The sequence below is a fragment of the Williamsia sp. Leaf354 genome, from assembly GCF_001424365.1.
Taxonomy (GTDB): domain Bacteria; phylum Actinomycetota; class Actinomycetes; order Mycobacteriales; family Mycobacteriaceae; genus Williamsia_A.
Genome location: NZ_LMPL01000002.1, coordinates 86530 through 107055 on the forward strand (window position 1 = coordinate 86530; position 20526 = coordinate 107055).

At 69.4% G+C, this 20526-nt stretch carries 21 protein-coding genes; 13 read left to right on the forward strand and 8 right to left on the reverse strand.

The window, feature by feature from the left end; all coding sequences use genetic code 11:
- Nucleotides 1-101 precede the first annotated feature (101 nt).
- The 4 genes from ASG12_RS08460 to ASG12_RS08475 all read right to left on the reverse strand — a co-directional run bounded on the left by ASG12_RS08460 (nt 102) and on the right by ASG12_RS08475 (nt 4486).
- Nucleotides 102-1541 (reverse strand): GuaB1 family IMP dehydrogenase-related protein, encoded by a 1440-nt coding sequence (locus ASG12_RS08460; RefSeq protein ID WP_055788115.1) that lies wholly within the window; start codon nt 1539-1541, stop codon nt 102-104.
- Between the two features lie 4 nt (nt 1542-1545).
- The gene (gene gndA, locus ASG12_RS08465; RefSeq protein WP_055788118.1) at nt 1546-3012 is read right to left on the reverse strand and encodes an NADP-dependent phosphogluconate dehydrogenase; all 1467 of its coding nucleotides are present in this window, start codon (nt 3010-3012) and stop codon (nt 1546-1548) included.
- 45 nt (nt 3013-3057) lie between these two features.
- The gene (locus tag ASG12_RS08470; protein WP_055788121.1) at nt 3058-4005 is read right to left on the reverse strand and encodes a M56 family metallopeptidase; all 948 of its coding nucleotides are present in this window, start codon (nt 4003-4005) and stop codon (nt 3058-3060) included.
- A gap of 91 nt (nt 4006-4096) precedes the next feature.
- Entirely contained in the window at nt 4097-4486 is a 390-nt protein-coding gene (locus tag ASG12_RS08475) for a BlaI/MecI/CopY family transcriptional regulator (RefSeq protein ID WP_045822885.1), read from the reverse strand.
- Nucleotides 4487-4772: 286 nt separating this feature from the next.
- Between ASG12_RS08475 and ASG12_RS08480 the strand changes: the two genes are divergently transcribed.
- The 8 genes from ASG12_RS08480 (at nt 4773) to ASG12_RS08515 (ending at nt 11014) form a co-directional block, all read left to right on the forward strand.
- Nucleotides 4773-5192 (forward strand): PaaI family thioesterase, encoded by a 420-nt coding sequence (locus ASG12_RS08480; protein ID WP_420835174.1) that lies wholly within the window; start codon nt 4773-4775, stop codon nt 5190-5192.
- 10 nt (nt 5193-5202) lie between these two features.
- Nucleotides 5203-6462 carry a DUF6986 family protein gene (locus ASG12_RS08485; RefSeq protein WP_055789344.1) on the forward strand — a complete coding sequence of 420 codons (1260 nt, stop codon included), beginning with the start codon at nt 5203-5205 and terminating at the stop codon, nt 6460-6462.
- Between the two features lie 109 nt (nt 6463-6571).
- Nucleotides 6572-6874 carry an urease subunit gamma gene (locus ASG12_RS08490; RefSeq protein ID WP_045822884.1) on the forward strand — a complete coding sequence of 101 codons (303 nt, stop codon included), beginning with the start codon at nt 6572-6574 and terminating at the stop codon, nt 6872-6874.
- A complete protein-coding gene (locus ASG12_RS08495) occupies nt 6871-7212 on the forward strand; it encodes an urease subunit beta (RefSeq protein ID WP_055788124.1) in 342 nt (113 codons plus the stop codon). The genes ASG12_RS08490 and ASG12_RS08495 overlap by 4 nt, the downstream gene beginning before the upstream one ends.
- Before the next feature lies 1 nt (nt 7213).
- Nucleotides 7214-8935, forward strand: coding sequence for an urease subunit alpha (locus ASG12_RS08500; protein ID WP_055788127.1), 1722 nt, complete (start codon nt 7214-7216; stop codon nt 8933-8935).
- Nucleotides 8935-9579 (forward strand): urease accessory protein UreF, encoded by a 645-nt coding sequence (locus ASG12_RS08505; RefSeq protein ID WP_055788130.1) that lies wholly within the window; start codon nt 8935-8937, stop codon nt 9577-9579. The genes ASG12_RS08500 and ASG12_RS08505 overlap by 1 nt, the downstream gene beginning before the upstream one ends.
- Nucleotides 9580-9677: 98 nt before the next feature.
- A complete protein-coding gene (gene ureG / locus ASG12_RS08510) occupies nt 9678-10364 on the forward strand; it encodes an urease accessory protein UreG (RefSeq protein WP_045822977.1) in 687 nt (228 codons plus the stop codon).
- Nucleotides 10364-11014, forward strand: coding sequence for an urease accessory protein UreD (locus ASG12_RS08515; protein WP_055788133.1), 651 nt, complete (start codon nt 10364-10366; stop codon nt 11012-11014). The genes ureG and ASG12_RS08515 overlap by 1 nt, the downstream gene beginning before the upstream one ends.
- Here ASG12_RS08515 and ASG12_RS08520 read toward each other — a convergent pair.
- Both ASG12_RS08520 and ASG12_RS08525 read right to left on the reverse strand, forming a co-directional pair.
- Nucleotides 11011-12549, reverse strand: a complete 1539-nt coding sequence (locus ASG12_RS08520) for an NAD(P)/FAD-dependent oxidoreductase (protein WP_055788135.1) — start codon at nt 12547-12549, stop codon at nt 11011-11013. The two genes, ASG12_RS08515 and ASG12_RS08520, sit on opposite strands and share 4 nt — an antisense overlap.
- A 207-nt stretch (nt 12550-12756) precedes the next feature.
- On the reverse strand, nt 12757-13308 hold the full coding sequence (locus tag ASG12_RS08525) for a CGNR zinc finger domain-containing protein (RefSeq protein WP_055788138.1): 552 nt from the start codon (nt 13306-13308) through the stop codon (nt 12757-12759).
- 100 nt (nt 13309-13408) lie between these two features.
- Here ASG12_RS08525 and ASG12_RS08530 point away from each other — a divergent pair, with 100 nt between their 5' ends.
- Entirely contained in the window at nt 13409-14494 is a 1086-nt protein-coding gene (locus ASG12_RS08530; RefSeq protein WP_162243417.1) for an EamA family transporter, read from the forward strand.
- On the opposite strand, the gene ASG12_RS08535 is transcribed toward ASG12_RS08530, so the two are convergent.
- Entirely contained in the window at nt 14392-14985 is a 594-nt protein-coding gene (locus tag ASG12_RS08535; RefSeq protein ID WP_055788143.1) for a GNAT family N-acetyltransferase, read from the reverse strand. The genes ASG12_RS08530 and ASG12_RS08535 overlap by 103 nt on opposite strands.
- A 118-nt stretch (nt 14986-15103) precedes the next feature.
- Nucleotides 15104-16447 carry a TIGR01777 family oxidoreductase gene (locus tag ASG12_RS08540; RefSeq protein WP_055788146.1) on the reverse strand — a complete coding sequence of 448 codons (1344 nt, stop codon included), beginning with the start codon at nt 16445-16447 and terminating at the stop codon, nt 15104-15106.
- A gap of 222 nt (nt 16448-16669) precedes the next feature.
- Here ASG12_RS08540 and ASG12_RS08545 point away from each other — a divergent pair, with 222 nt between their 5' ends.
- The 4 genes from ASG12_RS08545 to ASG12_RS08560 are packed head-to-tail and all read left to right on the forward strand — an operon-like array spanning nt 16670 to nt 20513.
- On the forward strand, nt 16670-17968 hold the full coding sequence (locus ASG12_RS08545) for an NAD(P)/FAD-dependent oxidoreductase (protein WP_156378029.1): 1299 nt from the start codon (nt 16670-16672) through the stop codon (nt 17966-17968).
- Nucleotides 17969-17987: 19 nt separating this feature from the next.
- Nucleotides 17988-18749, forward strand: coding sequence for a DUF1365 domain-containing protein (locus ASG12_RS08550; RefSeq protein ID WP_055788149.1), 762 nt, complete (start codon nt 17988-17990; stop codon nt 18747-18749).
- Between the two features lie 2 nt (nt 18750-18751).
- The gene (locus ASG12_RS08555; protein WP_055788153.1) at nt 18752-19996 is read left to right on the forward strand and encodes an SAM-dependent methyltransferase; all 1245 of its coding nucleotides are present in this window, start codon (nt 18752-18754) and stop codon (nt 19994-19996) included.
- A gap of 58 nt (nt 19997-20054) precedes the next feature.
- Nucleotides 20055-20513 carry an acyl-CoA thioesterase gene (locus tag ASG12_RS08560; RefSeq protein WP_082501878.1) on the forward strand — a complete coding sequence of 153 codons (459 nt, stop codon included), beginning with the start codon at nt 20055-20057 and terminating at the stop codon, nt 20511-20513.
- Nucleotides 20514-20526: the final 13 nt, after the last annotated feature.

Below are 20526 nucleotides of genomic sequence, written 5' to 3' on the forward strand. Positions count from 1 at the left end.
CCATGAGCGCCGCGGGGTGAGGTCGACCGGGCGCAGTTCGATGCGATGTCTGTCGTTCATCGTATCGGGTGACCGCGCTCACAGGTCAGACGAGCGGGGGCTCACCATCCGCTCGGGAGCGGCCGCCCCTCGGCGAAGCCTGCCGCCGACTGCACGCCGAGCACCACCTTCTCGTGCAGTTCGTCGAGTGTCCGCGCACCCACATAGGTGGCGGTGCTCCGCACGCCGGAACAGATGTGGTCGATGAGGTCCTCCACGCCGGGGCGTTGCGGATCGACCAGGATCCGTGAACTCGAGATGCCCTCCTCGAACAAACCCTTGCGTGCCCGATCGAAGGCGCTGTCGGTGGCGGTGCGTGCGGCGACCGCACGTTTGGACGCCATGCCGAAGCTCTCCTTGTAAGGGCGACCGGAGGGATCGTGCTGCAGATCGCCCGGGGATTCGAAGGTGCCGGCGAACCACGAACCGATCATCACGTTCGAGGCACCTGCGGCGATCGCGAGCGCGACGTCACGCGGATGTCGGACGCCGCCGTCGGCCCACACGTGTGCACCGCGGGCGCGTGCCACCGCGGCGCATTCGGCGACGGCCGAGAACTGGGGTCGTCCGACACCGGTCATCATGCGGGTGGTGCACATGGCGCCGGGCCCGACGCCGACCTTCACGATCGAGGCCCCCGCGTCGAGGAGATCGGTGGTGCCCTGTCCCGACACCACGTTCCCCGCGGCCAACGGGACACCGAGCGCGGCCTCGGAGATGGCCCGGACCGCGGCGATCATCTTCTCCTGGTGTCCGTGCGCGGTGTCGACGACGAGGACATCGGCGCCGGCGGCGACGAGCGCCGTCGCCTTGCCCACCACGTCGCCGTTGATCCCGACCGCGGCGGCCACCCGCAGGCGCCCCTGCGCGTCGGTGTTGGGCTGGTAGATGCCGGTGCGCAGTGCGCCGGTGCGGGTCAGGACCCCCATGAGCTCACCGTCGGTCCCGGTGAGGATCGCGACACCGAGATGGTGATCGGTGAGTGCGTCGAACACCGCCCGCGGATCGGAGTCGACCGGCATGGACACCACCGTCGTGTCGAGCACCTCCCGCAGGCGCGCGAAACGATCGACACCGGCACACGCGGATTCGGTGACGATGCCGAGCGGCCGACGGTTCTCGTCGAGCACCACCACCGCGCCGTGCGACCGCTTCGGCAGCAACGCCATCGCGTCGGACACCGAGTCCTCGGGACCGAGGGTCACCGGGGTGTCGGCGACGAGGTGGCGACTCTTCACCGCCGCGATCGACTCGGCCGCGGCCTCGGCGGGCAGATCCTGCGGCAGCACCACGACCCCGCCACGACGCGCGACCGTCTCGGCCATCCGCTTGCCGGCGACCGCGGTCATGTTCGCCACCACGATGGGGATCGTCGTGCCGGTGCCGTCGCGACTCGTCAGATCCACGTCGAAGCGCGAGGCGACATCGCTGCGGCCGGGCACCACGAAGACGTCGTCGTAGGTGAGGTCGGTGGTCGGGGTCTGTCCGTCGAGAAACCTCAAGGGCTCAGGCCTCGACCTCGGTCCGGCCCTCGCTCCACAGCGTGTGGAACGTGCCCTCCTTGTCGATGCGCTGGTAGGTGTGCGCGCCGAAGTAGTCGCGCAGACCCTGGGTCAGTGCGGCGGGCAGGCGGTCGGCGCGCAACGCGTCGTAGTACGACAGCGACGACGCGAACGCCGGCACGGGGATGCCCATCTGGGTCGCGGTCACGACCACGCGGCGCCAGCTGTCGACGGCCTTCTCGACCGCGTCGCGGAAGTACGGCGCCAGCAGAAGGCTCGGCAGGTCGGCGTTCTCGTCGTACGCCTCGACGATGCGGTTGAGGAACTGCGCGCGGATGATGCAGCCGCCGCGCCAGATGGTGGCCATCGCGCCCGGGTGCAGGTCCCAGTCGTATTCCTTGCTGCCCGCGGCGATCTGGTCGAAGCCCTGCGCGTAGGCGACGACCTTCGACGCGTAGAGCGCCGAGCGGATGTCGTCGATGAACTGCTCGGTGTCGGTCGGCGCCGCGCCGAGCGTCCCCGATTCCAGTCCGTTGGCGGCCTTGCGCTGGTCGAGTGCGCTCGACAGGGCGCGGGAGAACACGGCCTCGCCGATGCCGGTGGTCGGGACGCCGAGGTCGAGTGCGGACTTCACCGTCCAGCGGCCGGTGCCCTTCTGGCCGGCGGCGTCGACGATGACGTCGACGAGTGGCTTGCCGGTGTCGGCGTCGGTCTGGGAGAGGACCTCGGCGGTGATCTCGATGAGGTAGCTCTCGAGGTCGCTGGAGTTCCACTCGCGGAAGACGTCGGCGATCTTGTCGACCGGGAGGTCGAGGGCCTTGCGGAGCAGGTCGTAGGCCTCGCCGATGAGCTGCATGTCGGCGTACTCGATGCCGTTGTGCACCATCTTCACGAAGTGCCCCGACCCGTCGGGGCCGATGTGGGTACAGCACGGGGTGCCGTCGACGTGTGCCGAGATCGACTCGAGCAGCGGGCCGAGCGACTCGTAGGCCTCCTTGGGGCCACCGGGCATGATCGACGGGCCCTCGAGCGCGCCGACCTCGCCACCGGAGATTCCGGCGCCGACGAAATTCAGCCCGCGGTCGCTCATCTCCTTCTCGCGCCGGATGGTGTCGGTGTAGAGGGAGTTGCCGCCGTCGATGATGACGTCGCCCTCCTCCATGGCGTCGGCGAGCTCACCGATCACCGCGTCGGTGGCGTCACCGGCCTTCACCATGATGAGCACGCGGCGCGGCTTCTCCAGCGCGGCGATGAACTCCTCGATGGTCTCGGTGCGGACGAAGTCACCCTCGGAGCCGTGCTTGTCGATGAGGGCGTCGGTCTTGGCGATGCTCCGGTTGTGCAGCGCGACCGTGTGCCCGTGACGGGCGAAGTTGCGGGCGATGTTGGAACCCATGACCGCCAGACCGGTGACACCGATCTGTGCGCGTGCAGTGCCCGAGGAGGTGTCAGCCGATGTGCTCTGTGTCATGTCACCCAGCCTATTCCGTCGCGCCGCGGAGATGCGTCGCGAGGGTCAGGCCGTGAGCAGTCGACTGAGCTCGGTGAGCCAGGGGATGGCCACCGCGAGGGTGGGCAGCACCAGGATGCCGACCGCGCACACGTACGCGGTCAGTGCGGCGGTGCGTGCGGGCTCGTCGTGGGTGAGGCGGCGGACGCGCGTGAGGGTGGTGGGGCCGCCCACGGCGAGCGCCCCGCGCGGTGCGACCGAATCGGCGCACGCCACCAGGGCCCGACCGAGCGGCGTGGGTCCCGTCGCCCGCACGGCGTGGTCGTCGGCGAGGACCTCGACCAGGAGTTGGACGGCACCGAGTGCGGACTTGCTGCGGATGAAGCGCGGGAACGCAGCGTGCACGGCGATGAACGCCTCGAGGATGAGGTCGTGGCGGGCACGCAGGTGCGCGCGCTCATGGGTGATGACGGCCTCGAGCTCGTCGGGGTTCAGGCGGGCGATGACGCCCTCGCTCAGCACGACGCGCTGCCGCAGTCCGGGCAGGCAGTAGGCGATGGGTTGCTCGACCTCGAGCATGCGGACGTCGCGGGCCAACAGTTGCCGATCGCAGCGGCTGCGGTCGACGCAGTCGAGCAGGTCGATCAGTTGGCGGTGGGCCGAGCGGCGCGCGCGGGTGCGTACGCCCACCCGCACGACGGTGTACATCAGGCGTGCACCGATGACGAGGGTGAGGACGAAGACACCGACGTAGACGAGCCACAGGGTGATGCCGAGGGAGTCGATCTCGTCGAGCGGGTTCGTCGTCGGCCGTCCGTCGGGTCCGACGACCAGCAGGTTCGAGGCGATGGCGAGTCCGCAGCTGAAGGCCGAGAGCACGGCGGCCAGCGCGACCGCCTGCCACAGGGTCATGGCAGCTCGCGGGGCACGCAGTGTCCACCGTGCCCGGGAGAGCCACTCGGCGACCGGCCCGGTGAGGATCAGGGCGAAGAGCCCGAATACCAAGGCGGTCATCAGTGAGTCCTACGGGTCGCGGTGCGCGGCGGGTGACACCGCCATTCTACCCGGGAGAGCATGTCCTCCAGGCACAGATGCGACTGCCCGGTCAGCGGCTTCCGGAGTCCGGACGGGCGGCCTCGAGTTCGTCGAGAGCGCGTCGCAGGGCGTCGGCCTCGTCGGCGCCCACGCGGCCCACGAAGGAGACCAGCGCCGCGTGGCGCGATGTCGACTCGTCGGCCTCGCTCAGTGCGTCGACCATGAGGCTCGCGACGAGGTGTTCGCGCGGGTGGGTGGGGGAGTACTGGTGAGCGCGGTCGTCACGGATCTGCGTGACCAGGTTCTTCTTGGCCAGGCGCTGCAGCACCGTCATCACGGTCGTGTAGGCCAGCTCGCGGTCACGTGACAGCGCTGCGTGTACCTGCCGCACCGTCTGCGGGCGGTCGCTGGACCAGAGATTGTCCATGACCGCGCGTTCCAGATCACCCAAACCGCTCATCCTTCCGAGTTTACCGATGTATGCGGTGCGGGGCGTCACCGCAGGCCCCGCGATCGTGATACTGGCCGCGACGGCCAGTTAGTCGACCCACTTGACGAAGTCGATAAGGGTAGCCTATCTTAATCACAACGTCGGACCGCGTGAGCGTCCTGAGGGCTGCAGAGACCCCCGGTCCACGCCACGGCAGGCCCCGCACCCCCGGTGTGGGGCCTGTCGGTTTTCCGCTCCGTTTCCCCGCCGCGGTCGTGGCATAGGGTCACCTCATCCGACCCCCGAAGGAGTTCCCGTGGCAGACGAACTGTCGATGACCGACATGGTGACCAGCGGACTCGACGCCACCCTCGGCTTCGACTACTCGACGATCAGCGGAGACGGTTCCGTCGCGAGCTTCGAGGCCGGGGCCGTCCACCATCAGCCCTACGGGATCGTCCACGGCGGCACGTACTGTGCGCTCGTCGAATCGCTGGCCTCGGTGTCGGCGGCGAAGTGGTTGCAGGACAAAGGCCTGCCGGCCAGCGTCGTGGGGGTCAACAACTCGACCGACTTCCTCAAAGCGGTCCGCAGCGGCCGGGTGACCGGCCGGGCCGTCCCGATCCATCGCGGGCGTTCGCAGCAGCTGTGGCAGGTCGACATCACCGACGCCGACGACCGGTTGGTCGCCCAGGGTCGCGTCCGTCTGCAGAATCTCGACAACCGACCGTCCTGAGGTGACGTCGATGACCGGCCTGACCGATCGCGCCGCGCAGCGGATGGACGCGATCCTCGACCCCGTCGACGCTCGACTCGACGCCATGTACCCCGATGTGCGCGTCGACGAACAACCCGTCCACACCGTGTACGTCGGCGCCGACGTCGTGGCGAGCGACACCCTCTCACTGTGGTCGACCGAGGCGGTGTCGATCGCCGAGGCGAACCGTCCGGTGCTCGTCGCACTGTCCTCCGATGCCTCGGTCGACGCCGTGATCGCCCGGTTGCGCCGCGACCCCGTCGACGACCTGCGCATCGACCTCGAGGACGGATACGGCAACCGACCCGACGACGTCGAGGACGCCCACGCCCGCGCGGCCGGCGAGGTGCTCGCCCATTGGTCACGCACCGCCACCGGACCGCGGTTGACCTCCGGGGTGCGGTGCAAGGGGCTCGGACCGGCCGAACGGCGTCGCGGGCTGCGGAGCATGGAGATGGTGCTCACCGGCGCGGGCGGGGTGCCCGACCGATTCGTGTTCACCGTGCCGAAACTGCGCGCGGTCGAACAGGTCGACGCCGTGGTCGCGCTCTGTGAGGAGATCGAACGCGCGCACGGACTCGGCGAGAACACCGTCCGGTTCGAGCTGCAGATCGAGAGTCCGCAGGCGGTGATCGGATTCGACGGTACCGCCACCGTGGCCGCCGCCATCCACCGTTCAGGTCCGCGACTGAGCGGATTGCATTACGGTACTTACGATTACAGCGCCGCGATGGGTGTGGTGTCGGCGCATCAATCGCTCGAACACCCCGTCGCCGACCACGCCAAGGCCGTCATGCTCGCCGCCGCCGCGCAGACCGGGGTGTGGGTGAGCGACGGCTCCACACAGGTCGTGCCGACCGGTGACCCCGACCGTGTCGCCTCGGCCCTCCGACGCCACCACCGTCTGGTGCGGCGTTCCCTGGAACGCGGCATCTACCAGGGCTGGGACATGCACCCGGGACACCTGGTGACCCGATGGTTGGCGGTGCAGACGTTCTTCGCCGAGGCGATGCCGGCCGCTGCGGCCCGCCTCGGTGGTCATCTCGAGCGGGTGACCGGCGACGGCACGGCCGAATCGGGATCGGACACCGGCGTGCTCGACGAGCCGGCCACCGCCCGGGCGATGGCCACGGTGGTGGCGCGGGGATGGGCGTGCGGCGCATTCACCCACGACGACGTCGCCGCGCTCGCACCCGCGATCACCCCGGCCCGTGTGGCCGCACTGGCCGCGGGTCGCCGACCGGTGTGAGGGCACGCTCGTCGCCGCGCCGGGCCACCGGACGCGTGGCACTATGAGGACTCCCGGTCGGTGGGATTCCGATCCGCTGAGCGGGAACCGACGTCGGTGAGGAGGGCACGTGCGGCTGTCACTGCACGAACAGGAACGGCTGATGATCTCCTACGCAGCCGAATTGGCGCGTCGCCGACAGGGCCGCGGACTGCTCCTCAACCACCCCGAGTCGATCGCGGTCATCACCGACCACGTCCTCGAAGGGGCCCGCGACGGCCGATCGGTTGCGGAGCTGATGGCGTCGGGCCGTGAGGTGCTCACCCGCGAACAGGTGATGGACGGCGTCCCCGAGATGCTCCACGACGTACAGGTCGAGGCCACGTTCCCGGACGGGACGAAACTCGTCACCGTCCACGACCCGATCTCATGACCGCCCATCCGGCCGGTGAGAGCCGCGTGATCCCCGGTGAGATCCTCTGCGACGACGACGGCGAGATCGAGATCAACGCCGGAGCGCCGGTCACGCAGATCGTCGTCGTCAACACCGGTGACCGACCCGTCCAGGTCGGCAGCCACTTCCACTTCGCGCAGTGCAATCCGGCGTTGTCGTTCCCCCGCGACCAGGCGCACGGTCGACGACTCGACATCCCCGCGGGCACGGCCGTGCGTTTCGAGCCGGGTATCGAGATGACCGTCGACCTCATCCCCATCGGCGGGGCCCGGGTTGTCCCCGGGCTCTCCCTCGACCCGCCGGGAAGGCTGGACTGACATGGCGTCGCTGCAGAGGTCCCGATACGCGGAACTGTTCGGTCCGACGGTCGGCGACCGGATCCGCCTGGCCGACACCGACCTTCTCATCGAGGTGACCGAGGACCGCTGCGGCGGACCGGGGCTGGCCGGCGACGAGGCGGTGTTCGGCGGCGGCAAGGTGATCCGCGAATCGATGGGTCAGGGCCGCGCCACCCGCGCCGAGGGCGCCCCCGACACCGTCATCACCGGTGTCGTCGTCCTCGACCACTGGGGGATCATCAAGGCGGACCTGGGTATTCGTGACGGTCGCATCGTCGCGCTGGGCAAGGCCGGCAACCCCGACACCATGGACGGTGTGCACCCCGACCTCGTGATCGGCCCGTCGACCGAGATCATCGCGGGCAACGGCAAGATCGTGACCGCGGGCGGGATCGACTGTCACGTCCACTTCATCGCGCCTCAGATCATGGACGAGGCCCTCGGGAACGGGATCACGACGCTCATCGGTGGGGGCACCGGTCCGGCCGAGGGCAGCAAGGCGACCACGGTCACGCCGGGCGCGTGGCACCTGGCGTCGATGATCGCCGCCACCGATCACTGGCCGATGAACATCGCACTCCTGGGCAAGGGGAACACGGTCGGCGCCGACTCCATGCGCGAGCAGCTCCTCGCCGGCGCATCGGGATTCAAGGTGCACGAGGACTGGGGAAGCTCCCCCGCGGCGATCGATGCCTGCCTCCGGATCGCCGACGAGACCGGTGTGCAGGTGGCCCTGCACTCCGACACCCTCAACGAGGCGGGGTTCGTCGAGCACACGCTCGGGGCCATCGCCGGCCGGGGGATCCACGCCTACCACACCGAGGGTGCCGGTGGCGGGCACGCACCCGACATCATCACCGTCGCAAGCTATCCGAACGTCCTGCCGAGTTCGACCAATCCCACGCGCCCGCACACCGTGAACACCCTCGACGAGCACCTCGACATGCTGATGGTCTGCCACCATCTCAACCCCAGCGTGCCCGAGGACCTCGCCTTCGCCGAGAGTCGGATCCGCCCGTCGACGATCGCCGCCGAGGATCTGCTGCACGACCTCGGTGCGATCTCGATGATCGGCTCCGACGCCCAGGCCATGGGACGTGTCGGTGAGGTGGTGTTGCGCACGTGGCAGACCGCGCACGTGATGAAGTCCCGGCGGGGTTCGCTCGCCGGTGACTCCCGCGCCGACAACAACCGCGCCCGGCGCTACGTCGCGAAATACACCATCTGTCCCGCGGTGGCCCACGGCCTCGACCACGAGATCGGCTCGATCGAGGTGGGCAAGCTCGCCGACCTCGTGCTGTGGGAGCCGGCGTTCTTCGGCATCAGGCCGCATGTGGTGGTCAAGGGCGGCGCCATCGCCTGGGCGGCCATGGGCGACGCCAACGCCTCGATCCCGACCCCGCAGCCGGTGCTGCCGCGCCCGATGTTCGGCGCCTCGGCGCCGGTCGCGGCCGACACCTCGCTGACCTTCGTGACCCAGCAGGCACTCGACGACGGTCTCGCCGACCGGCTCGGTGTGCGACGGCGACTCGCACCGGTCGGCAACGTGCGCGCGGTGGGCAAGGCCGACATGCCGCTCAACGACGCCACCCCCGACATCGTCGTCGATCCCGACACCTTCACCGTCCGCATCGACGGCGAGGTGTGGGAGGAGCAGCCGGCGACCTCATTGCCGATGGCCCAGCGCTACTTCCTGTTCTGATGGCCGTCCCGATCCCACTGGCGATGATGCTGACCCTGGCCGACTCCCGGCTGCCGGTCGGCGGACACGTGCACTCCGCGGGCGTCGAACAGGCGGTCGCCGATCGTCTCGTGACCGATGTCGCGAGCCTGCGCTCCCACCTCGAACACCGTGTCCGCACCGGTGGGCTCGTCGCCGCGTCGATCGCCGCCGCGGTCGCCGAGGGGCGGATCGACGAGGCCGACGCCCAAGGGGAGACCGACGCCCGCACACCGTCGGCGGCCGCACGGGCGGCGTCGGTGACGCAGGGGCGCGGCATGCTGCGCCTGGCCCGGAGACGGTGGCCGCATCATGACTTCACCGCGCACGTGGGCCGGACACACCTGCCGGTGATCTCCGGGACGGTGGGGCGGCTCTGCGGTCTCGATGCGCGACAGACGGCGTTGGTCTCGCTGTACACGGCGATGACCGGGTCGGCGACCGCAGGCCAACGCCTGCTCGCCCTCGACCCGGCCGACGTCGCGATGATCACGATGGATCTCGCCGGGGTGTGCGAGGAGACCGCAGACCTGGCCGCGCTCGAACTCGCCGATCTGTCCGACCCGGTCTTCGACGTCCTCGCCGAACGACACGAACGGCGTGACATGCCCCTGTTCGCCTCCTGACCCCCGGGCACGGACGACCGAGCCCTTGAGATGACCTAGCCCTGAGATGACCGAGCCCACGACCGCACCCGCAGCACCCACACACGAGGATGGTGACCATGCCCCCGCATCTGATCGACGGTGAACCCCACACCCATCACGACCGCCCGCGCCGGGAGCGCGTCGCCGGGGAGGCCCTGCGGATCGGTATCGGTGGGCCTGTCGGATCCGGGAAGACGGCACTCGTGGCGGCACTGTGCCGCCAACTGCGCGAGGAACTCTCGGTCGCCGTGCTCACCAACGACATCTACACCACCGAGGACGCGGACTTCCTGCGTCGCAACGCCGTTCTCCCCGACGAACGGATCACCGCGGTCCAGACCGGTGGCTGCCCGCACACCGCGATCCGCGACGACATCACCGCCAACCTCGACGCGATCGACGACCTCGTGGCGGCCAACCCGCCCCTGGACCTGATCCTCGTGGAGTCGGGCGGGGACAATCTCACCGCGACGTTCTCGACCGGACTGATCGACGTGCAGATCTTCGTCATCGACGTCGCCGGCGGCGACAAGGTGCCCCGCAAAGGTGGTCCGGGCGTGACGTTCTCGGATCTGCTGGTGGTCAACAAGACCGACCTGGCGCCCCTGGTCGGTGCGGACCTCGGCGTGATGGCCGGCGACGCCGCGCGTGTCCGCGAGGGCCGCCCCACCGCGCTGATCTCCCTCACCGACGACCCGGCCGCGAGCGACGTCCTCGCGTGGGTCCGCACGCAGCTCGCCGAGGTGGCCGGCGTCACGACCTGATGCACACCGACGTGTGCATCATCGCGCGCCGCGGTCGGACCCCGCTGATCCGCGCCACGGGCGGACTCGCGGTGCGACAGACCGGTGTCGACCGGGTGCATCTCATCTCGACCGCGGCCACCCCGCTGGGCGGCGACCGCATCAGCGTCAGCGTGCAGGTGCAGGCCGGCGCACGCCTGCACCTGCACACCGTCGCGGCCACCATCGCCCTGCCCGCGCGCCACGAGACCGTCTCCGATGCGGAATGGACCCTCGACGTCGCCGACGAGGCGGAACTCGTGGTGGACCCACTGCCGACGATCGTCGCCGCCGATGCCGACCACCGCACGCGGACGCACGTGCACGCGGCGTCGACCGCAAGGGTGACGATCGGGGAGACCGTGCAGATCGGACGGCATACCGAGGGCGCGGGGCGATGGTCGGGCCGCTTGCACGTCGACGTCGACGGCGCCGCGGCGTTACGACATCGACTCGAACTCGACCGGTCGCGGCGTGCGCTGGTCAGTCGGTTCGTCTACCCGGACCCGAGACCGTCGGCGGTCTCGGCGACCGCGGTCGCCGCACGACTGGACCTGCGCTGCGGTGCCACACTCACCACTGTGGTGGCGGCGTCGCTCGCCGAGGCGAGCTCCGCGGTGGCCTCGCTCTAACCGGCCTCGGCGCGTTCCTTCTCGACCACCGAGGGGTCGCCGACGTTCTTCTCCGCCTCGGCCTGCGCATCGGTCGTGCCCTCGGTCTGGTGACCGTCGGTGCCGGGCGTGGATGTCGCTGCCGGGGGCGTGGGTGCCTCGGCTGCGGGGATGCCCGACGCCTCGTCGACCTTGTTCTCGGATTCGAGATGGTGCAGGTGGTCCATCGCGGTGCGCGCGTAGACCTGCTGCTCGGTGACGGTGAGCTGTGACCGGTTGCGCGTGGTGAACGACACCGCCCAGTCGATGATGGTGCTCAGGCGACTGCGGAACCCGACGATGTAGACCAGGTGCAGCGCCAGCCAACCCAGCCACGCGAAGAAGCCCTCGGTCTCGAATCGCTTGGAGGTGAACGGGATCGGCACACTCATGACGGCGCTGAACCGCGACACCGTCGCCATCGACCCCTTGTCGTGGTACTTGAACGGGGTGCGGTCCTCGGGCTTCTGACCGTTCAGCCCGGCCTTGATCGCGTCTGCCGCATACCGCCCACCCTGGATGGCGCCCTGCGCCATGCCGGGCACGTTGTCGATGGACATCATGTCGCCGACGACGAACACGTTCGGGTGACCCGTGATCGACAGGTCGGGCTGCACCTTCACGCGACCGGCCCGGTCGAGTTCGACACCGCTCTGCTCGGCGAGCTGCTTGCTGAGCGGGCTCGCCGCGACACCGGCCGACCACACCTTGCACTGCGACTCGATGCGACGGGTGGTGCCGTCTTTGTCCTTGACGGTGAGCCCGTTGTAGTCGAGGTCGACGACCATCGCGTTGAGCTGGATCTCGACGCCCATGCCCTCGAGCCGCTTGGCCGCCTTCGTGCCGAGGTTCTCGCCCATCGGCGGCAGCACCGCAGGGGCGGCGTCGAGCAGGATCACCCGGGCGCTCGTCGGGTCGATGTTGCGGAACGTGTCCTTGAGGGTCTTGTCCGACATCTCGGCGATCTGGCCCGCGAGTTCGACACCCGTGGGTCCGGCGCCGACCACGACGAACGTGAGCAGTCGGGCCCGTTCCTCGGGATCCTGGGACAGCTCGGCCTGCTCGAAGGCACCGAGGATGCGGCCGCGCAGCTCGAGTGCGTCGTCGATGGTCTTCATGCCGGGGGCGAACTCGGCGAACTGATCGTTGCCGAAGTACGACTGCGCGGCACCGGCGGCGACGATGAGGCTGTCGAACGGCGTCTCGGTGAGGCGGGTCAGCAGCCGCGAGGTCACGACCTTGCGCTCGAGGTCGATCGACTCGACGTCGCCGAGCAGCACGCGGGCGTTGTCCTGTTTGCGCAGGATGACGCGGGTGGCGGGGGCGATCTCGCCCTCCGAGACGATGCCGGTCGCGACCTGGTAGAGCATCGGCTGGAAGAGGTGGTGGGTGGTGCGGGCGATCAGGGTGACGTCGACATCGGCCTTGCGCAGGCGCTGTGTGCCGAACAGGCCGCCGAATCCCGAGCCGATCACCACGACGCGGTGTGGGTGTCGTCCGTCCGTCGTAGCGCTCATGGGCTTCTCCTGTCAGTCGACGTGCGGTGGGGCTGCCGCAAACGATGGTCACGCGTGGGCTCGACCGAGTGGGGGAGATCCGACCGATCGGGTCGGTCTCCGCGACCGTGCTCGACGCCAACGGTAGTCAATCCGTCCGACTCGCACGCGACAAGGCTCACACGACGTCGTCGAGGGCGGTGAGTGGCTCCGGACCCCACAGGTCGATCAGGAGCGCGTGACCTGCGATCGACGAGCCCGGTAGGCGGCCACGCTGGCCCGGTTCCCGCAGTTGCGCTCGGCGCAGAACCGGCGAGAACGGTTGCGTGACATGTCGATCAGCACGCAATCGCAGTCGTCGGCGACACAGGTTCGCAATCGGTCGAACTCGTCGGCGCGGATGAGGTCGACGAACGCCATGGCGGTCTCGGCCCCGATACGGTCGGCGAGCGGATCGCCCGAGTCGGTGACGTGGATGTGCCAGTCGGCCGTGTCGTGGCGTGTGACGAACGGCCGGGCGCCCGATTCGCGGAGTATCCGGTTCACCTCGTCGGCCGCGGCGTCGCGGTCGAGGTCCCAGAACCGGGCGAGTCGGTCGCGCAGCGCCCGGACCGCCTGCAGTTCTGCGAGGTCGCCGTCGTGGCGGCCGGTGTAGCCGTGGGTGTCGAGGAAGTCGCCGAGGTGATCGGTCGTGGCCAGCGTGTCGGTGTCGGTGCGTCCGGAATTGACCAGTGCGGTCACCGCGACCAGCGCCGGCTCGGTGTCATGAGTGAAACGCATCTTGACTCCTGACAGGTGTGTGTCGTTTCCTTGTCATGAGCATAAGCTGCCGACGCTCATGACACACCGGATGCGACGGCACTCGAGGAGAGGCGGACCGATGCCACGCGCAACAGCCACACCGACGGCGGGGCCCGGATCGGTGACGTCCGGCGTCGCGCTGGCCGCCGTCTCCGCGGTGTCGTTCGGGATGTCGGGGCCGCTGGCCTCGGCACTGATCGAGGCCGGGTGGTCCTCGACGGCGGCAACCCTGCTGCGCCTGGGGCTCGGCGCGGTGGTGCTCGTGGTACCGGCCGCGATCATGGGGCGTCGGCGTCTCGCCACCATCGCCCGCGCACCCTGGTCGGTGATCGCCTACGGCGTGATGGGGGTGGCGATGGTGCAGTTGTGCTTCTTCAACGCCGTTCGCCATCTCGATGTCGCCGTCGCGTTGCTCATCGAGTACAGCGCGCCGGTACTGGTGCTGATCTACCGCCGGGTGGTCGGCGGTCATCGCGCCGGTCGTCTGACGCTGCTGGGCGCCGCGGTCGCGATCGCGGGGCTGGTGACCGTGGTCATCGGCGGCGCCGCGGGATGGTCGATAGACCCGATCGGTGTCCTCTGGGCCGGCGCCGCCGCCATCGGGCTGGCCGGGTATTTCCTGATCGCCGGCCCGAGCGCGCGCGTCGATGCCGACGGGCGCAGTCGCGGTGACGTCGACCCGGTCGCGCTCACCTGTGGCGGGCTCGTGATCGGAGCAGTCCTCGTCGGTGTGGCCGGCGCCGTGGGGCTGTTGCCGATGACGGCGAGCACCGCCGACGTCACCCTTGCCGGAGGCGAACTGCCGTGGTGGACCGCCGCTGTCGCGGTCGCGGTGATCTCGACCGCGATCGCCTACGTCACGGGGATCGCGGCCGTCCGCCGGCTGGGACCCACACTGGCGTCGTTTGTCGCGCTGGTGGAGGTGATCACGTCGGCGACGGCGTCCTGGATCCTGCTGGGCCAGTCGATGTCACCGGCTCAGATGGTCGGTGCCGTGGTGATGCTGTGCGGCATCGTGACCGTCCGACGCGGAACCGATCGCAGCGAGGCCGACGGCACGACTCAGGCCGTGAGCTCCGACGTCGACCCGCGCACCGCCCACACGAAACGTGCGCTCTCCCAGTCGGATCGACGCAGTTCGTATTCGACCTCGCCGCGCTCGTAGCCGTCGGTCTCCGCGTTGTCGCCGAGATGCAGTGCCGTCAAACGCATCCCGGATTTCTCCATCACCCGCCGCGACGCCGAGTTGACCGCCATCGTGCTCGCGAAGACCCGTCCGGTGTCGGGGGCGTCGAACGCGACGCGCATGAGGGTCTGCGACCCCTCCGTCGCCAGCCCTCGGCCCCATGCGGCACGCCGGAGCCGGTAGGTCAGTTCGAGTTCGGGTTGCGTGCCGTGGCGCGGGGCCCGTAACGAGAACCAGCCCACGAACGCCCCGTTCGACCGGTCGAGTGCCACCCACATCCCACCGCCGCGGCGCGACGACAGCTCGGCCACCGCACGGGGCACCACCCAGTCCTCGATCACCGCACGAGGGGTCGGTGCGCCACCGGACACGTAGCGCATGACCGCGGGATCACTGTCGAGTTCCACCAACGCCGACACGTCGTTCGTGCCGACGGGCCGCAGGATCAACTGGGGCGTCTCGACGATCAACGCGCACCTCGTTCTCCGCGGCCCGGATGGTCACCCGATCGGTGGTGACCACCGGCCGCCGGCCGGGCGAGTGCCCATGCCCGGCACCCGAAGTGCGCTCATGATACGGCCTGCGGGCTCACTTTCCGCACTGATGCGCCAACGCGTCGGCGAGTCGCGGCATCCGGAACTCGTGGCCCCATCGCTCCAGTTCGGTGGGCACCACGCGCTGGTCGGCCAACGCGAGCGAGTCCGCACCCGTCTCGGTGAGGAGCAGTTTCGGCGCGAACTCCGGCACACGGAAGAACGTGGGGCGGTGCAGGACCGAGCCCATCGTGGAGGTGAACTCCGCATTGCGCACGGGCTCCGGCGACACCGCGTTGACCGGTCCGCTGACCCGCTCGTCGAGCGCGGCGCGATAGAACACATCGCAGACGTCCTCGAGGCCGATCCACGACAACCACTGTCGCCCGTTGCCGATCGGCCCACCGAGTCCGGCCGAGAAGAGTGGTCGCAGCAGCTTGAGCATGCCGCCCGCCGCCGACTGCACAACGCCCGTGCGGATGTTGCTGACCCGCAGGCCGGCGTCGCGCGCCGGGTCGCATGCGGCCTCCCAGTCGCGCACGATGTCGGCGACCACGCCGTCGCCGGGTGCGCTCGACTCGGTGAGCCGCTCGTCGCCGCGGCTGTCGCCGTAGATCCCGATCGCCGAACCGGCGACGAACACCGATGGACCGGAGCCGCGGGCATGTGCCGCCGCGGCCACCGAGGCCAGTGCGCGCGTGGGCCCGACGCGACTGTCGCGGACCGACGCCACGTGGGAGTCGGTGAACCGACCGGCGATCGAAGCACCCGCGAGGTGGATGACCACGTCGACACCGTCGAGGAGATCGGCCGCGGGATGCGCGGTGTCCCAGCGCCGTTCGTCGGGGCCCTTCGGGTCACGACGAACCAGGGAGATCACCCGGTGCCCGCCGGTGGTCGCCAGTGCGGCCAGCGCGGTGCCGATCGTCCCCGACACGCCCGTCATGGCGATGGTGATCGGTGTCGGCTGCAGCGCCCGCGCCCACTTCTGGGTGACGATGTCGTCGGCGAGCTGGCGGTGGCGGAAGTCGAACATCGACGACAGCACGAAACCGGGTACGCGGGTGTCGACCGTGTCGGTGATGCGGGTGCGGTCGTCGCCGACGGCGTCGAAGCGGTGGGTGTGGGTCCACGGCGTGACGAACTTCAGCGGCACCGAGGTGAGGGTGTCGACGAATTGATGCGGCGGGTGATACCCCGACGGCACGTGCGTCGCCTTCCATGGCAGTCCACCCGGCAGGGCGAGGACGGCCTGTCCGTCGGAGATCGAGGTCGCCTCCGAACGCAGCGACATCGGTGCGAACGGCGGCGACAGCCGGTGGAAGGCGCCGGGGCGGGTGTGCCAGGCGAAGACCTCGTCGATGGTGTCGTCGACGACCGACGACCGCGTGATGCTCATGCTTCGAGAGTAGGCACATCGCGGGCCGACCATGCCGCCGCGACCACGTGCGTCGACCGGCGACGTCCGATTGCGCTGTGAGCCGAACGGGGTGCTCCCATCCGGCGCGCGGGAGACAACGAATCATGGTGGAGACGCCGATGAGGCGATAATGATCGCGCGCCCGGCGACCGACACCGGCCGCGCCCGATTCGAACCCAGGATCCGAGGTGGGAGATGGTGATGGACGCCGCACGCCCGTCGATGCCGTCCGTCGCGGTGATCGGCTCCGGTGTCTCCGGACTCACCGCGGCCCACATCCTCGGTCGCAGTCACGCGGTGACGCTGTACGAGGCCGACGATCGGTTGGGTGGGCATGCTCACACCCATTCCGTCGCCGACGGAGACCGGACGCACCGGATCGACACCGGTTTCATCGTCCACAACACCGAGACCTACCCGCTGCTGCGGCGCATGTTCACCGAGCTCGGCGTGGCCACCCAGCCCACCGAGATGAGCATGAGCATCAGTGACCCGGCGGGTCGCTTCCAGTACGCCGGTGGTCGGGGGATGGGTGGCATCCTGGCGCAGCCCTGGAGACTGGCCGATCCGCGTTTCCTCGGGATGCTCGTCCAGATCAAACAGTTCCACCGTGCGGCCGCCGCGTTCCTCGACACCGCCGACGACGAGGACCTCACCACCTACGGCGAGTTCCTCTCGGGGCATCGTTTCGGTGGGTTCTTCCGTCGGCACTACGCGATCCCGCTCGTCTCGTGCGTGTGGTCTTCGGGTGCGCAAACCTCGCTGGACTACCCGGCGCGCTACCTGTTCGCGTTCCTGCGCAACCACGGCATGCTGTCGGTCACGGGATCGCCGCAGTGGTACACGGTGACCGGCGGCTCGCACGAGTACGTCGACCGGATCGCCGCGACACTCGACGACATCCGCCTGGGCACACCGGTCGCGGAGATCACGCGCAGCGACACCGGTGTCACCGTCGTCGACGGCCACGGCGGGCGTGAGCGGTTCGACAAGGTCGTCGTCGCCACGCACCCCGAGCAGGCCCTGTCGATGCTGGCCGATCCCTCCGAGGCCGAGAAGACGCTGCTGTCCGCCTTCCACTACTCACCGAACGAGGCCGTCCTGCACACGGATTCGTCGTTGCTGCCCCGTTCGCCGCGGGCGCGCGCCTCGTGGAACTACCTCACACCCGACACGTCGAACGGACCCACCGACGACGCGGACGGGGACGAACTGCCGGTGGTGACCTACTGGATGAACCGGTTGCAGGACATCGACAGCGACACCGACTACCTGGTGACGCTCAACGCCCGGCACCTCATCGACCCCGCATCGATCATCGAGGTCATGGACTACGCCCACCCGGTGTACACACGCGCCGCCGTGGCCGCCCAGTCGATGCTGCCGACCCTGACCACCGCGACCACCGCCTTCGCCGGCGCCTACCACGGGTGGGGATTCCACGAGGACGGCTGCCGATCGGGCGTGGCCGCCGCAGAGGGACTCGGCGCGACATGGTGACCCCGGAACCGGTGCGCTCATGACCGCCGTCCTCGACCTCCCCCCGTTGCCCGCGATCGTCGCCGGCGACGTGGCGCACCGCCGCCGTGGCGCGACGGCGCACCGGTTCCGCCACCGCGTCTACCAGTGGCTGATAGACCTCGACGCGCCGCCTCGACTGCCACGTCCGCTCCGTCCCTTCGCCCGGTTCTCCGCGCGAGACCACCTCGGTGCGCTCGACACCGACGACACCCGTGCGATCAAGAGCAACGTCGAGACGTTCCTGCGCGCCAACGGGATCGAGACGGGACCCGGCTCACGGATCCTCATGCTCGCCAACGCGCGCGTGCTGGGCTACGTGTTCGACCCGCTGTCGGTGTACTGGTGCCTCGACGCCGCCGGAACCGTGACCTGTGTCGTCGCCGAGGTGCACAACACCTACGGCGAACGGACGGCCTACCTCCTCCATCCCGACCGTGATGGACACGCCGAGGCCGACAAGCACTTCTACGTGTCCCCGTTCAACGACGTCTCGGGCCGGTACCGGATGACGTTCCGGCTCGACGCCGACCGGATCGGGGTCACGATCATCCTCGACCGCGCCGGTATGGAACCGTTCACCGCGACGTTCACCGGCGTCCCACAGCCGGCGACCCCCCGTCGGGTCGCCCGCTCGATACTGACCATGCCCCTGATGCCCCAACGGGTCTCACTGCTCATCGCCGTCCACGGGATCTGGCTGTGGGCACGACGTCTCCGCGTCGTCCCCCGGCCCCCGCACACACCACCCCAGGAGGTCTGACCATGACAGGAGTCGCAGATCCGTTCGCCGTCCGCCGTCCCGTTCTGAGCGGGACGTGGTTCAAGACGCCGATCACGAAGCGTCTGGTCGACTACGCGATCACCAAAGCGCCCGTCGCCGTGCGCTTCCCCGACGGCACCGTGCGCGGGCACGGGGGCGAGGGCGCTCCCGAACTCGAGATCGTCCGGCCCAAGGTGTTCTACGACCGACTGAGCCACAACCCCAAGATCGGACTGGGCGAGGCGTACATGGCGGGCGACTGGCGCGCGGCCCCCGGCAGTGATCTCGGCGCCGCCCTCACCCCGTTCGCCGAACGACTCACCACCCTCATCCCGGAGCGCTTGTGGAAGATGCGGGCCGTGGTCGACAAGCGGATCCCGGAAAGCCAGCGCAACTCGATCGAGGGATCGAAACGCAACATCGGATCGCACTACGACCTGAGCAACGAGATGTTCGCCGCGTTCCTCGACCCGACCATGTCCTACAGCTCGGCCATGTTCGATCCCGCAACCGATTTCGCCGGCCAGGATCTCGAGGCCGCGCAGTATCGCAAGATCGACTCGATCCTCGACATGGCCCACGTCGGCTCGGGGACTCGCGTGCTGGAGATCGGCAGCGGCTGGGGAGCGCTCGCGATCCGGGCGGCGCAGCGCGGCGCCCACGTCACGACGGTGACCCTCTCGGCGGAACAGCGCGAGCTCGCCCTGGGGCGCATCGCCGAGGCCGGCCTGAGCGACCGGATCGACATCCGCCTGCAGGACTACCGCGACGTGCGCGGTGAGTTCGACGCCATCGTGAGCGTGGAGATGATCGAGGCCGTTGGCGAGGAGTACTGGCCGACGTACTTCGGGGCCCTCGACTCCCTGCTCGCCCCGGGCGGCACCGTCGCCATCCAGGCGATCCTCATGTCGCATGCTCGGATGCTCGCGACGCGTCGCTCGTGGGGCTGGATCCAGAAGTACATCTTCCCCGGTGGACTCATCCCGTCGCTGCAGGCGATCGACGATTCGCTCGCCGACCACACCTCGCTGGTCCGTTCGGACCGCCTGGAACTGGGTCAGCACTATGCGGAGACACTCCGGCGCTGGCGTCATCGATTCAACGAGACCTGGACGACGGTGTCGCACAGGGGATTCGACGAGACCTTCCGCAGGATGTGGGAGTACTACCTCGCCTACTGCGAGGCCGGCTTCGCGTCCGGATACCTCGAGGTCAGCCAGCTGCAGTTCACCCGACGCCCCGCCTGAGGGCACGCGCCGCCCGCCTGAGGGCACGCCGTCGGTACCGGTCGATAGCATGACCGGCATGTCTGATCACGTGGTGACGGTCTCGCTGCAGCTGCGGTGGGGCGACATGGATGTGAACAACCACATCAACAACGTCGCCATCGCGCGCCTGTTCGAGGAGTCACGCGTGCGGGCCGGCATGGCGCTCCTCATCGCCTCCGGTGCACCGCCCTCGGAGGACGGTGCATTGATCGACGGTGGACTCGTGGTGGTCCGGCAGGAGATCGAGTACCTCGCATCGATCCCGTACAGCGGCGACGACATCACCTCGCGTGTCTGGCTCAGCCGCGTCGGCACATCCTCGTTCGACTTCGGATGTGTGTTGACCGACCCCGCGGGCGCCCCGTTCGCTCAGGCCGAGACCACCCTGGTCTGCGTCGATCCGGCCGGACGACCGGTCGGCCTGGGCGAGGGTGTCGCCGCGGCGATGCGCGACCGAGTCGAGGCGCCGGTGGCCCTGCGCAGCCGTCGACCGTGACCGCATGACGCCG

Coding starts and splice junctions, on each gene's coding strand:
- gndA (WP_055788118.1), bottom strand. CDS start 3,012: ATGACACAGAGCACATCGGCTGACACCTCCTCGGGCACTGCACGCGCA.
- ASG12_RS08470 (WP_055788121.1), bottom strand. CDS start 4,005: ATGACCGCCTTGGTATTCGGGCTCTTCGCCCTGATCCTCACCGGGCCG.
- ASG12_RS08475 (WP_045822885.1), bottom strand. CDS start 4,486: ATGAGCGGTTTGGGTGATCTGGAACGCGCGGTCATGGACAATCTCTGG.
- ASG12_RS08485 (WP_055789344.1), top strand. CDS start 5,203: ATGACCGGCCTGACCGATCGCGCCGCGCAGCGGATGGACGCGATCCTC.
- ASG12_RS08495 (WP_055788124.1), top strand. CDS start 6,871: ATGACCGCCCATCCGGCCGGTGAGAGCCGCGTGATCCCCGGTGAGATC.
- ASG12_RS08500 (WP_055788127.1), top strand. CDS start 7,214: ATGGCGTCGCTGCAGAGGTCCCGATACGCGGAACTGTTCGGTCCGACG.
- ASG12_RS08505 (WP_055788130.1), top strand. CDS start 8,935: ATGGCCGTCCCGATCCCACTGGCGATGATGCTGACCCTGGCCGACTCC.
- ureG (WP_045822977.1), top strand. CDS start 9,678: ATGCCCCCGCATCTGATCGACGGTGAACCCCACACCCATCACGACCGC.
- ASG12_RS08515 (WP_055788133.1), top strand. CDS start 10,364: ATGCACACCGACGTGTGCATCATCGCGCGCCGCGGTCGGACCCCGCTG.
- ASG12_RS08520 (WP_055788135.1), bottom strand. CDS start 12,549: ATGAGCGCTACGACGGACGGACGACACCCACACCGCGTCGTGGTGATC.
- ASG12_RS08525 (WP_055788138.1), bottom strand. CDS start 13,308: ATGCGTTTCACTCATGACACCGAGCCGGCGCTGGTCGCGGTGACCGCA.
- ASG12_RS08530 (WP_162243417.1), top strand. CDS start 13,409: ATGCCACGCGCAACAGCCACACCGACGGCGGGGCCCGGATCGGTGACG.
- ASG12_RS08540 (WP_055788146.1), bottom strand. CDS start 16,447: ATGAGCATCACGCGGTCGTCGGTCGTCGACGACACCATCGACGAGGTC.
- ASG12_RS08545 (WP_156378029.1), top strand. CDS start 16,670: ATGGACGCCGCACGCCCGTCGATGCCGTCCGTCGCGGTGATCGGCTCC.
- ASG12_RS08550 (WP_055788149.1), top strand. CDS start 17,988: ATGACCGCCGTCCTCGACCTCCCCCCGTTGCCCGCGATCGTCGCCGGC.
- ASG12_RS08555 (WP_055788153.1), top strand. CDS start 18,752: ATGACAGGAGTCGCAGATCCGTTCGCCGTCCGCCGTCCCGTTCTGAGC.
- ASG12_RS08560 (WP_082501878.1), top strand. CDS start 20,055: ATGTCTGATCACGTGGTGACGGTCTCGCTGCAGCTGCGGTGGGGCGAC.